Consider the following 13,033-nt stretch of genomic DNA (forward strand, 5'->3'; position numbering starts at 1 on the left):
GGTTCGGCGAGGGCGCGGCATACAAACCTCCTTGTTCAATGCTTAACCAAAGCATAGTAGGAGGTTTACTACCGCGCGATTAAGGCTGGGTGTCCAATTTCGATCCAATTTCGGAAGTCGGGAAGCTCTCAGGGATGAGTTTATGGCGTGTCACAGGGGAAACAATAACAATTCATCCTGCACACCTAGCGATAATACAATCTAGCTTTAGGCAAAAGTAAGTTAAATCAAACTGCCTATTCTCATTACATCCAGATCTAAATCTTGATTGGTTAACACCCGGCAAATTCCACCCTGCTGTCATCTGCATGTCACTTAAGCTTCATCATTCAGTCAAAGCCCGTCACTAATCTCTAAGGCAGTCAACAGCCGCATAGGGTGAATATGAGATGACTGGAGCTAATTACAGGGGACTTGATCGCGCGCTTATCGACGCACTTAAGACTCCCCGCAATTCTTCCCGTAACACTCCTTCCAACTCTTCCGACAATGCTCCATCCAGTGTTAACGCCACTTCCTTCTCAACCCCACATATTTCCAACGCCAGCAATGCCGCAAATAATCAAACCATCACAGTTAACGCCCTCTGGTTATCGGATATCCATCTCGGTTGTAAGGATTGCAAAGCCGACTATCTGTTAAGCCTATTAAATACCGTGCGTTGTCAGCACTTGTATCTGGTCGGCGACATTGTGGATTTATGGGCGCTCAAATGCCGCCTGCACTGGCCCGAGAGCCACAATAAGGTATTGCAAAAGCTGATTGAACTGGCACAAAACGGCACTCAGGTGATGTACCTGCCGGGTAACCACGATGAGCTAATCAAGCCCTATGCCGAACTGACGCTGCTGAATATCAAAATTGCTCGTCAACATATTCATCAGGGGATTGGCGGCCACAAACTATTAATGCTGCATGGCGATCAGTTCGATGCAGATGTTTGCGTTGGCCGCTTCTACGCTATCTTGGGCGATCACCTCTACGACTTACTGCTGTTTCTCAACCGCAACCTCCATCGCCTGCGAGAGCGTTTAGGCTACCCGTATTGGTCTCTCGCCAGCTATATCAAATCCCGCGTTGGCAAGGCGCAGACGGCTATCGCCCGTTTTCGCCAGGCCGTAGTGAATTATGCGCAGCACTATAATGTGGACGGCGTGATCTGCGGCCATATCCACCAGCCAGAGTTATCGGTTCACGCTCGAGATAACCAATACAGCACGCCGGATAAGCGCCAGATAATCTATGCCAATGATGGCGACTGGGTCGAAAACTGCAGCCTGATCACCGAAACCTTAAACGGGGAATTACAACTCTGCCGCTGGAATGAGCAAAGCGTAAACCTCGATATTCTGAGCAGTATTGTGCTGGCGCAAACGCCGCCCAAAGCACCTGTTAACGCCCCAAAACCTATTCCACAAACGGCCACACACAGCCCCAAACAAGCAGAAATCCAACCAAGGGATGTCGCCTAATCATGAACCCATTAACACCTCATACCCCAAACGCTGATTCATTAAGCTCTAACACATTAAACGCCAAAGCATTAACGCAGAACACAGCAAGCGGAGCAGTAGCCATGCCACTGCCCGCCTTAAAAGCCAGTTCGATGATCTTTACCGTCGATAATGTGGTGGAGCAAAACCTGCCCGCCCTCAAGGACAAACCTTGGTTAGCCAAGCCGACTAAGGCCATGCTACGTTACCTGTTGAATGAAAAACAATGTAACGACATAGCCAATCAATTTGCCTATCTCCAAGGGGTCGATTTTGTCGAGCAAGTGCTCGCAAGTTTCGATTTTAGCTTTACCGTGCCCGCCAACGAGGTCGAAAATATTCCCTGCGAGGGCCGCGTGGTGATCTTCGCCAATCATCCGATTGGCTCCCTCGATGCCCTCGCCCTGATTAAACTCGTCAGCGAAATCCGCCCCGATATCAAGGTTGTGGCGAACGAGCTCCTGATGGCGCTCGAACCTTTGCATTCGATCCTGCTGCCAGTGCGTAATATGACGGGCGGCACACCGAAACAGCACCTCGAAAAAATCCATCAGCATCTGCGCAATGAAGGCGCGGTACTGATTTTCCCGTCGGGAGAAGTCTCTCGCCTGCGTCCGAGCGGCGTGCGCGATACCCAGTGGCACTCGGGCTTTTTAAAGATGGCGATTTCCTGTAATGCACCGCTGCTGCCAATCTTTTTGGATGCCAAAAATTCTGCCACCTTCTACGGCGCCTCGATGATTTACAAACCCTTAGCCACACTGCTACTGGTCAAGGAGATGTTTAAACAGGCCAAACGTAATATGCCAATTCGTATCGGCGAGCTTATTCCGAATGAAGCCGTGCGCTCGATGGATTTCCCGCTAAAGACCAAGATAAAACTGCTTAAAAATCATCTGTATCGCATCGGTAAAGATAAAGACCCGCTGTTTATTACCCAAAGCGCCATCGCCCACCCTGAGTCGCGCCGAGAGTTGCAGGCCGCGCTACAACAATGTGAACTCCTCGGTGAAACCCAAGATAACAAGCTGATTTATTTGTATCAGCATCAGGACAGCAACCCCATCATGCGCGAAATTGGCCGCCTGCGGGAAATTGCCTTTCGCGCCGTCGGCGAAGGCACGGGCAAGCGCCGCGATATCGATAAATACGATTCCTACTACCAACATCTGGTGCTGTGGGATAAAGAACAGTTTGAAATTGTCGGCGCCTATCGTTTCGCCAGCGGCGAGCAAGTGCTAAATCGCTACGGCGACAACGCCCTCTACAGCCAATCCCTGTTCCAATATGCCGACGGCTTTATGCCCTACGTCAAACAAGGCTTAGAACTTGGCCGCAGTTTTGTGCAGCCCAAATATTGGGGCAAACGCAGTCTCGACTACCTCTGGTTTGGCATTGGCGCCTTCCTCGCTAAACACCCTGAATACCGCTACCTGTTTGGCCCAGTCTCCATCAGCAATCAACTGCCTGGGAGCGCGCGGGAGATGCTAGTGCATTTCTACTCCAAGGAGTTTGCGCCAGCAGAGCAGCTCGCGGTATCCATGTCGCCCTTTGGACTATCCAAGCAGCGCAAATTGCAGTTGGATGAAATCTATTCGGGCGAGGATTACCAAAGCCACTTTAAGCAGCTAAAACAAATGCTGGCGAGTATGGGCGCCGCGGTGCCAACCCTGTACAAGCAGTATGGCGAGCTATGTAAGCAGGATGGGGTGAAGTTTCTCGCCTTTGGTATCGATGCCGATTTTGGCGACTGTGTCGATGGCTTAGTCTTGGTCGATACCCATAAACTGAAAGGGAAAAAGTACCAACGTTATATCGGCGCCCATTTACCCGAAGACTTACGCAATCCTTTGATGGCTGAAGATGGATCCGACGAGCAGGATTAAGCATAATCCTGTTTAAGGTATTGGCTAAATAAACATCGGTCTGTTATAAGTATCTGTAATACAGTGCATTAAGGATACATATCCTTGTAAGGGTTTATCATGCCGATCATTATCGCCGATATTATGCGTACCCGAGTCGTCACAGTCGAAATGGACGATCGTTTAACCGTGGCGAAGGAGATTTTCGAGCAGGCAAACTTCCACCATCTGCTGGTGGTGGATGAATATAAACTCGAAGGCGTACTGTCGGAGCGCGACTTGCTGCGTGCTATCAGTCCGAATCTGGGCAGCAGCGCCGAAACCTCGAAAGATCTCGAAACCCTACAAAAACGCGTCCATCAGGTGATGACCCGTAATCCGGAGACCGTTGCGCCCCATGTGTCGCTCGATGTAGCCAGCCGTACCTTGCTGGAACACAATATTGGCTGTTTGCCAGTACTCGATAATGGCGATCTGGTCGGGATTGTGACTTGGAAGGATTTACTGCGAGCCTATTGTGAACACAATGAGGTGAATGAAAGCGAGTGCTAACGGCACTCGCTTTCGACTTTATAGAGTAACCTAGATTGCCCAGCCACCCATATAAAAGGCCACCAGGCCCAGTGTAATGGCGAGCACGCCTAACTTAAGCTGACGGATTTCACCGCTAAAAATACGGCCAACCACTAAGGTCACAAAGCCGAGCATAATACCGGTCACAATGTTACAGCTGAGGATGATGAACACGGCGCAGGTTAAGCCCGCCATCGCATCGACCTTGTCGTTAAAGTCCAGCTTAGTCACATTGCTGAGCATCAATAGCCCCACATACATCAGCGCTGGCGCCGTCGCATAGGCAGGCACCAAATAGCTGAGCGGCGCTAAAAACACCATCAGCAGGAATAATCCGCCCACTATGGTCGCGGTTAAGCCCGTCTTACCGCCCGCCGCCGTACCCGCCGCCGATTCGATATATACGGCCGCAGGAGCGCCACCAACGATACCCGCAAACATGCTGCTGACAGAATCTGACGTTAATGCCTTGCCACCGCCGACGATATTATCGTCTTTATCCAGCAGATTGGCTTGCCCCGCAACCGCGCGGATGGTGCCCGTGGCATCAAAAATCGCCGTCATCACCAGCGCCAGCACAATCGGTAATACCACAGGATTCAAGGCGCCCATAATATCCATTTGACCAATCAGCGAGTGCTCAGAGGTAAAATCAGGCACGGCGAAGAAGCCTTGGAATGTCACGCTTGGATCAAACACTAAACCGAACAGGGACAGGCCGATAATCACCAATAAAATCCCGCCGGGTACGCCGCGACGCTCTAAACCAATAGTGGCCGCTAAGCCCAGCACGGTGGCGATAACGGGCAGGCTGTTAATGTCGCCTAACTTCACTGGCAGACCCGCGTCATTGGCCACAATCAACTGCACACTGTTAGTGGCAATTAAGAGTAAAAACAAGCCAATACCTATACCTGTACCATGGGCAATCCCCTTGGGTAGGTTAGCCAGCACCCATTGACGCACGCCCGTGACACTCACGACGGTAAAAATCACCCCCATCCAAAAGATGGCGCCTAAGGTGACAGGGATACTCATGCCCTGACCTAACACCAAGCCGAAGGCGGTAAAGGCGGTGAGTGAAATCGCACAACCAATGGCCATGGGCAGATTCGCCCAGAGTCCCATCAGCAGCGAGCCAAAGGAGGCAATTAAACAGGTAGCGACGAACACGGCACCGGGGTCGAATCCGGCTTTACCTAACATATTGGGTACCACAATCACTGAGTACACCATAGCGAGGAAGGTGGTTAACCCTGCAATCACTTCTTGGCGAACTGTGCTACCACGTTGTTGAATTGAAAAAAAACGGTTCAGAAATGAACCAGAGGGTACGGCTGTTGAACTCAATTGCTCAGACATATCTTGTTATACCTTGTGATCTCTTAAAATAGGGTCGATACCAATTGGCTTTACCATTGGCGACGCCGGCTGCGGCAGATTAGAGCCCCAAATCCAATGACTTGGGTGAGAGATCCACATCATTCTCCTACATCGGGAAAAATCCATGATCTGCAAGCAGTGACGCTTTGCCCAGTTAAAATCACTTTAACCATGCAAACGCAGCCTTTGTTGGCCGCGGATAATACTGTAAACGCCGCCAGATAGCTAAGACCTCGCCTGCACTTCAGTAAATAATTAGCCAAAAAAGTCAAAATCAGTGTTTAAAAAAACACCTAAACTGCATATCAAACTGCCGATAGCGATCACAGAAATAAGATTAACGCTCTGTCAGTAAAACAAAAAATGATGAGACTTTTAAAATTTTCATAATTTTTCATATATTGTCAAAGCCCATTCATCCCAGCAGGCAAGTCCATTCACATCTCCCCTTTATAGTGCTCCCATCAAAAATCGCTTTCGAACGGAGCTCTTCCCAATGACAAAGCCCACCATGCAAACATCGGATAAGTCCTCACGCAGCAATGAGTTAAAGGCGCTGGGATTCATCATTTTCATACTCTTTCCCGCACTGACTATCGCGGGGATCAGTCTCTACGGTTTCATCATTTGGATGATCCAAGCCTTCGGCGGCGTTGTCGGCCACTAATTCACTGATACTTTGAGGACGCTATTATGAAGTGGTTAACCAACCTCTGGCGCACACTAAACAAACCCACAAAAGCTCTCACCTTAGGCGCTGTCAGCATCAGTGCTTTTATCATGGGCATCATCTTCTGGGGCGGATTTAACACCGCACTGGAAGCCACCAACACCGAAGCCTTCTGTATCAGCTGCCACAGTATGGAAAGTAAGCCCTACCAAGAGTTGCAGGAAACTGTGCATTGGTCGAATCACTCAGGCGTGCGCGCCACCTGCCCTGACTGCCACGTGCCCCACAACTGGAGCCGTAAGATTGCCCGTAAGATGGAAGCTTCCCACGATGTCTGGGGCTGGTTATTCAATACGGTCAACACCCCAGAAAAATTTGAAGCTAAACGTCTCGAAATGGCGAGCCGCGAATGGAAACGTTTCGATCGAGACAATTCACTGGCCTGTAAAAACTGCCACAACTACAACTCGATGAAGTGGGAAAGCATGTCACCACTGGCGCAAAAACAAATGAAACGCGCCGCCGAAATCGACCAAAGCTGTATCGATTGCCACAAAGGCATTGCTCACCATCTACCTGAAATGGGCACGGCCCGTGCACCTGAACTCATCGCCGAAGTCGGCGCTGGCGTCAGCTCAGTCGAAACCAACCAAACCTACTACAGTGCCCTAACTAAGCCTCTGTTCTTTAGTGAAAAAGGTGATGTTGAAGCAGGTACCTTAAACGTCGCCACTAAAGTCAAAGTGCTCGAAACTAAAGGTAAGCGCATCAAAATTGCTATCGATGGCTGGCGTAAGAAAATCGGCGCAGGCCGCGTGATCTACATGGACTTTGGCGTAAACATTCTGTCGGCGCAGTTAAGCAAAGATGCAGCAGAAACCGAAGGTGTTATCCAAACCTTTGAAGAGAAAGAAGACTCAATGACAGGCCTGAAATGGCAACGGGTTGAAGCCCAAATCTGGACCGATAAAGATTACCTGCTCACCGAGCTGCAACCACTCTGGGGCTATGCCCGCGATACCTTCCGCTCAAACTGTAGTGTGTGCCATACCCAGCCAGATGAAGCGCATTTCGATGCCAATACCTGGCCAGGCATGTTCCAAGGCATGTTGGCCTTCGTGAACATGGACCAAGACACTCAAGCGCTGGTGCAGAAATATCTGCAGGAACATTCGTCAACCTTCGTGAAAAAAGAGCACTAATTCGGGAGTAATACCATGAACAGAAGAGACTTTTTAAAAGGCTTAGCCTCAACCTCTTTCGTTGCTTTAGGTGGCAGCTCAGTGTTAGCGCCCTTAAATGCGCTGGCCAGCACAGGCTTAAATGAAGACGAATGGCTGACCACAGGCTCACACTTTGGCGCCTTTAAAATCAAACGTAAAAACGGTGTAATTGCCGAGGTCAAAGCCTTCGATTTAGATAAATATCCAACGGATATGATTAACGGTATCCGCGGTATGGTCTATAACCCATCCCGCGTGCGTTACCCTATGGTTCGCTTAGACTTTTTACTGAAAGGCCATAAGAGCAATACCCAGCAACGGGGGGATTTCCGCTTCGTTCGCGTGACCTGGGATAAAGCATTAAAGCTGTTTAAACACTCACTCGATGAAATCCAAACCCAATACGGTCCATCGGGCTTACACGCAGGACAAACAGGTTGGCGCGCAACCGGGCAACTGCATTCCAGCACCAGCCATATGCAGCGCGCGGTGGGGATGCACGGCAACTATGTGAAGAAAATCGGAGACTACTCCACCGGTGCTGGCCAAACCATTCTGCCATATGTATTAGGCTCAACCGAAGTGTATGCCCAAGGCACCTCTTGGCCGCTGATCTTAGAAAACAGCAACACTATCGTGCTCTGGTCAAACGATCCTTACAAAAACCTGCAAGTGGGTTGGAACGCTGAAACCCATGAGGCCTTCGCTTACCTCGCGCAGTTAAAAGAGAAGGTCAAACAGGGCAAGATCCGCGTAATAAGTATCGACCCTGTGGTGACTAAAACCCAGGCTTACCTTGGCTGTGAACAGTTGTATGTCAACCCACAGACTGACGTGACGCTGATGCTGGCCATCGCCCATGAGATGATCACCCAAAAGCTTTACGATGAAAAATTCATCCAAGGCTACAGCTTAGGCTTCGAAGAGTTTGTGCCTTACGTGATGGGCACTAAAGATGGTATCGCCAAAACTCCAGAGTGGGCAGCGCCTATCTGTGGGGTTGAGCCACACATCATCCGCGATCTGGCGAAAACCTTAGTCAAGGGTCGCACCCAAATCATGATGGGTTGGTGTATTCAGCGCCAACAACACGGGGAGCAACCTTACTGGATGGCCGCAGTACTCGCGACCATGATAGGTCAAATCGGCTTACCCGGCGGCGGCATCAGCTATGGTCACCACTACTCCAGTATTGGTGTGCCTGCAACAAATGCAGCGGCGCCCGGCGCCTTCCCACGCAACTTAGACGAGAACCAAAAACCCCTGTTCGACAGCACTGACTTTAAAGGCGCGAGCAGCACGATTCCCGTCGCCCGTTGGATTGATGCGATCCTCGAACCCGGCAAAACCATTGATGCCAACGGTTCGAAAGTAGTGTATCCCGATATTAAGATGATGATTTTCTCGGGTAATAACCCATGGAACCACCATCAAGACCGTAACCGCATGAAGCAAGCCTTCCAAAAGCTTGAATGCGTGGTCACTATCGATGTGAACTGGACGGCGACTTGCCGCTTCTCCGACATAGTGCTACCCGCCTGCACCACCTATGAGCGCAACGATATCGACGTATACGGCGCCTATGCTAACCGCGGTATTTTGGCGATGCAGAAGATGGTCGAGCCGCTGTTTCAAAGTTTGTCAGACTTTGAAATCTTCACTCGTTTTGCCGCGCTGATGGGTAAAGAGAAAGAATACACCCGCAATATGAGCGAAATGGAGTGGATAGAAACCCTCTATAACGAGTGTAAAGCCGCGAACGCGGGTAAGTATGAGATGCCAGATTTTGCCACCTTCTGGAAGCAAGGTTATGTGCACTTTGGCGATGGCGAGCTGTGGACACGCCACGCCGACTTTAGAAACGATCCTGAAATCAATCCACTAGGCACGCCTTCTGGCTTGATTGAAATCTTCAGCCGTAAGATTGAACAGTTCGGTTATGACGACTGCCAAGGCCATCCCATTTGGATGGAAAAAGCCGAGCGTAGCCATGGTGGCCCAGGTTCGGACAAATATCCTATGTGGCTACAATCTTGCCATCCGGATAAACGTCTGCACTCGCAAATGTGTGAGTCGAAGGAATACCGCGAAACCTATACAGTCAACGGCCGCGAACCCATCTATATCAGCCCTGAGGATGCCAAAGCGCGTGGTATTAAAGATGGCGATATAGTGCGCGTTTTTAACGACCGTGGCCAACTGTTAGCGGGCGCAGTGGTATCGGATCGCTTCCCTAAAGGCGTAGTGCGAATTCATGAAGGCGCATGGTATGGTCCAGTGGGTAAAGATGGCAGCGTCGAAGGCGGCGCCGAAATCGGTGCCCTGTGTAGCTATGGCGACCCGAATACTCTGACCTTAGACATTGGCACCTCGAAGTTGGCGCAAGCCTGCTCAGCCTATACTTGTCTGGTCGAGTTTGAGAAATACCAAGGCAAAGTCCCTAAGGTCAGCTCCTTCGATGGTCCTATCGAAGTCGAAATCTAACCGAGCCCACAATGCGATACGCCTAGTCAACTAGGCGCATTCCACTGTTAATCTTGAGGAATATGCAATGAGCAACATCGATATCAATCATGCCAGAGCCTTAGTGTATCAGCTGCTGTCTTCTCTGTTTGCCCGTGAAATTGATGAGCAGCGCCTTAAGCAACTCACCAGTGAGCAAGCGCAGCAATTCTGGACACAACTGGGTTATGCGTCTGAGCTTAGTGCGCCAGTCGTCAGCATACAGAAGGTGCTGAATGGCTTAACGAGCGATGAGGCCTTGCTCGCACTTGCCGCCGATTATTGCGGTTTATTCCTTGTAGGCACAAAGCACAGCGCGTCGCCCTATGCCAGCCTGTACTTGAGCTCCGAGGAAGAACCCTTGCTATTTGGGCAGCAGCATCAACAAATGAGCGAGTTTTTACACCAGAGCAAACTGCAAGTGCAGAGTCACTTCCCTGAACCTGCCGATCACTTAGCCGTGATCCTCGCCTATATGGGACACTTAGCTTGCCACAGTGAAGATGCTGCCCAGTTAAATTTCCTCGATGCTTGCATCGACTCTTGGTTAGCTAAGTTTGTGGTAAAAGTTGTTGAGTGCGATAGCAAGCACTGCAATGGCTTTTACAGTGCTCTTGCCACGCTGACATTGGCTTGGGTCAAGCAAGATAAACTGCTATTGGAACAGACAATCAACTCATCAGTAGAACAAGTCTTAAGCTAATTGTTTTTTGATGCGGTTGAACGAAAGCGGCTCCTACTCTTGGGAGCCGCTTTTTTATGTATTTCGTTGAGCGTTGATACTTAAGCACTATTCCACTGTGACTAACCATTGTTCGAATGCCGTCATCGATGCCAGCCAGCAGGTTCTCAGTTCATTGGCCGACTGTATTTCAAGCTTTTGGGCGTCTGTGGTTTTAAGCTGCTTTTCCCATACCTGACAACACTGAGTCAGTGCTTTTAGTCCCATGCTGGCACTACTGCCCTTAAGCGCGTGCAATAGTTTTGCACCCTCGCTGAAATCCGCCACAGAGCTTAGCGCCGAGAGTCGCTCAATTTGCTCGGCACTGGACGTTCGATAGAGCGCCAACATATCGCTCAATGTTTTCACACCTAACACCTCGAGATCTTGCTGTAACTGATTAAGATCTAATAAGGTTTTAGCCGATTGAGCCAATGACTCCGAAGATGCGAAGGTTAAGGAAGGACTCGCTGGCAACGCAGGACTCTCACTCCCCGAAGAAGATGGCACACACGCTGGCAACGAAGCAACGCCCAGCCATTCTGTCAGGGTTTGCAGGCTCAAGGGTTTGGCTAACACAGTATCAAACCCCGCCTCCCGATAGAGGCTAAGATCCTCCGTCTGCATCTGCGCGGTAAAGGCGGCAAACTTAATACTCTCATTAACACTCTCATTAACAATGTCATTTGTCAGTAATGCCTTTAGCTGTGGTAATAATGCTAGCCCAGAACCATCACTCAGTTGAATATCGAGCATCACGGCATCGAATGCCTTATCGCCACTCACATGCGTCAGCGCCTGCTGACAACTGATGGCCAAGCTGGAACTGTGGCCTAAATGCGCCAAAAACCCTTGCGCGACCATGGCATTGACCTTGTTGTCTTCGATCACTAACACCCGCAGGGGATTAACCCGTTTTTGCACCTGAGTTTGCGTATCGAATGCCTTATCACACTGGGAAAAACTCAGCTCAAAACCAAACTCGCTGCCCTTACCTGGCTCACTCTTGACCCAAATTCCTGGCCCCTGTGCATCCATCAGTTCAACTAACTGTTTGCAAATGGCAAGCCCCAAACCAGTCCCACGGCTGCGCCCCTGATTAGGCAATACGCAGTAAGGCATAAATAATTGCTCGCGCACCTCGGGCGCAATCCCCACGCCGGTATCTGCCACCACAAAAGCGAGTTTATCGCCCCGCACGCTGACATTCAGACTCACGCCGCCTTCGGGGGTGAATTTAATGCCGTTACCAATCAAGTTAAACAGTACCTGCCTCAGCTTAGGGCCATCAATCTGGATACACGCGGGTAACTGGGGACGATTAAGTCTTAGACTCAATCCCGCCAAATTGGCGCCCGCTACCATAATTGCCAGCACTTCATCGAGCAGTGCGTTGATATCCGTAGGCCTAGGCTCATTGGTTAAATTGCCCTGCTCGAGGCGGGAGAAATCGAGAATATCGCTCAGCACGGTTTGCAGCAGCGTTCCGCTGTATTGCGACAGCGCGAGCATCTGTTGCTGCGCGGGCGGTAACTGACTATGGCCGAGCAAGGTAAGCGTCCCGAGTAAGCCGTTGAGTGGGGTGCGAATCTCATGGCTCATGGTCGCTAGGAATTGGGATTTTGCCTGACTCGCCTCCTCGGCAACGATTCTTGCCTTAGCATGGCCTTTGGCCTCCGCATCAAGGCGCAGGTTGGCTTCGGCCAATTCCTGTGTGCGCGTGGCCACGGTTTGTTCAAGGGCCTTTTTATGCTCGGTCAGCTCATCGGCGACCAGACGTAAATCCGCCTGCAATTTCAGGTTGTGGGCTGTTTTTCGCTTAAATGCCTCGATGGCATTGGCCATGGCGGTCAACTCATCGTCGCCGTGGGCATCGAGGCTCACATTGGTGTCCCCTAAACTTAAGCGCGACATAGCCTCGGTCGCCTGATTTAACCTCAAGGCAATGCCGCGATAGATCACCCGATAAACCACGACTGCTATGATAACCAACATTAATATGCCCGTGCCCCACAACCCCAAGCGGGCGTAAGACAACTGCATTAAATAATCACTACGCGCCAACTCCGCCCGCTGTTGCTGTTGATTAAGCGCACTATCCACCAGCGTATTGAGGCTATAGAGTTTTTCCGCTAACTCCTGCTGCTGCCGCTGTTGCCGCTGCAAACTTTGACTCAGTTCTCGCTGTAATTTAATAATTTTGGGGGTATGGAGAAGAACAGCCAGTTCCGCCTTTAGCGCATTGAGCCTGCCGGGATCGCGGATAAGCTCAGATACTGTGGTGAGCGCCATTAAATCGATACCCACCTCTGCCGCTGGCACCTCTGTGGTTGCCAGCTCGATAGCCGTCCCTTGTTTTGGATGATTTGGATGATTTGAATGATTCTGCGCCATGGGGTGAGATGATGCAGTGCTGGCAAAGGTTGCCAATAAACGGGGAACACTCAATTGCAGTTCGGACTGTAATTCGGATGCTTCAAATAACTGACTGAGCAGCGCAATTTGATGCACTAACTTGAGCGCGCGATTGAGCTGTTCTTGGATATCGAGCTCACGTTCAATCACATCATCAAGCAGTTGCCCACTGCGTTTATTCCCCGCCA

General features: G+C 50.4%; 9 protein-coding genes. 7 read left to right on the top strand and 2 right to left on the bottom strand.

Features of this window, described 5'->3' with window-relative positions:
- Positions 1-389 precede the first annotated feature (389 nt).
- The 3 genes from L976_RS13250 to L976_RS13260 all read left to right on the top strand — a co-directional run bounded on the left by L976_RS13250 (position 390) and on the right by L976_RS13260 (position 3,910).
- Positions 390-1,472, top strand: coding sequence for a UDP-2,3-diacylglucosamine diphosphatase (locus tag L976_RS13250; RefSeq protein ID WP_047537375.1), 1,083 nt, complete (start codon positions 390-392; stop codon positions 1,470-1,472).
- Positions 1,473-1,474: 2 nt separating this feature from the next.
- Positions 1,475-3,379 (top strand): GNAT family N-acyltransferase, encoded by a 1,905-nt coding sequence (locus L976_RS13255; RefSeq protein WP_047537378.1) that lies wholly within the window; start codon positions 1,475-1,477, stop codon positions 3,377-3,379.
- 99 nt (positions 3,380-3,478) lie between these two features.
- Complete coding sequence (locus L976_RS13260; RefSeq protein WP_047537381.1) at positions 3,479-3,910, top strand: CBS domain-containing protein; 432 nt, start codon at positions 3,479-3,481, stop codon at positions 3,908-3,910.
- A gap of 30 nt (positions 3,911-3,940) precedes the next feature.
- Here the strand turns inward: L976_RS13260 and L976_RS13265 are convergent, their stop codons facing one another.
- The gene (locus tag L976_RS13265) at positions 3,941-5,293 is read right to left on the bottom strand and encodes an NCS2 family permease (RefSeq protein ID WP_047537383.1); all 1,353 of its coding nucleotides are present in this window, start codon (positions 5,291-5,293) and stop codon (positions 3,941-3,943) included.
- Positions 5,294-5,810: 517 nt separating this feature from the next.
- Here L976_RS13265 and torE point away from each other — a divergent pair.
- From torE to torD, 4 genes are all read left to right on the top strand, one after another.
- Positions 5,811-5,981 (top strand): trimethylamine N-oxide reductase system protein TorE, encoded by a 171-nt coding sequence (torE, locus tag L976_RS13270; RefSeq protein ID WP_011071462.1) that lies wholly within the window; start codon positions 5,811-5,813, stop codon positions 5,979-5,981.
- Between the two features lie 26 nt (positions 5,982-6,007).
- Positions 6,008-7,186: a pentaheme c-type cytochrome TorC gene (torC, locus tag L976_RS13275; protein ID WP_047537388.1), complete on the top strand. Its 1,179-nt coding sequence runs from the start codon at positions 6,008-6,010 to the stop codon at positions 7,184-7,186.
- Between the two features lie 15 nt (positions 7,187-7,201).
- Complete coding sequence (gene torA / locus L976_RS13280) at positions 7,202-9,691, top strand: trimethylamine-N-oxide reductase TorA (RefSeq protein WP_047537391.1); 2,490 nt, start codon at positions 7,202-7,204, stop codon at positions 9,689-9,691.
- Between the two features lie 67 nt (positions 9,692-9,758).
- Positions 9,759-10,412, top strand: a complete 654-nt coding sequence (gene torD, locus L976_RS13285; RefSeq protein ID WP_047537394.1) for a molecular chaperone TorD — start codon at positions 9,759-9,761, stop codon at positions 10,410-10,412.
- An 87-nt stretch (positions 10,413-10,499) separates the two neighbouring features.
- On the opposite strand, the gene torS is transcribed toward torD, so the two are convergent.
- Positions 10,500-13,033: TMAO reductase system sensor histidine kinase/response regulator TorS (gene torS, locus L976_RS13290; protein WP_047540495.1), on the bottom strand; the 2,534-nt coding region annotated here is incomplete at its 5' end.

This window comes from Shewanella sp. ZOR0012 (genome assembly GCF_000798835.1).
GTDB classification, from domain to species: domain Bacteria; phylum Pseudomonadota; class Gammaproteobacteria; order Enterobacterales; family Shewanellaceae; genus Shewanella; species Shewanella xiamenensis.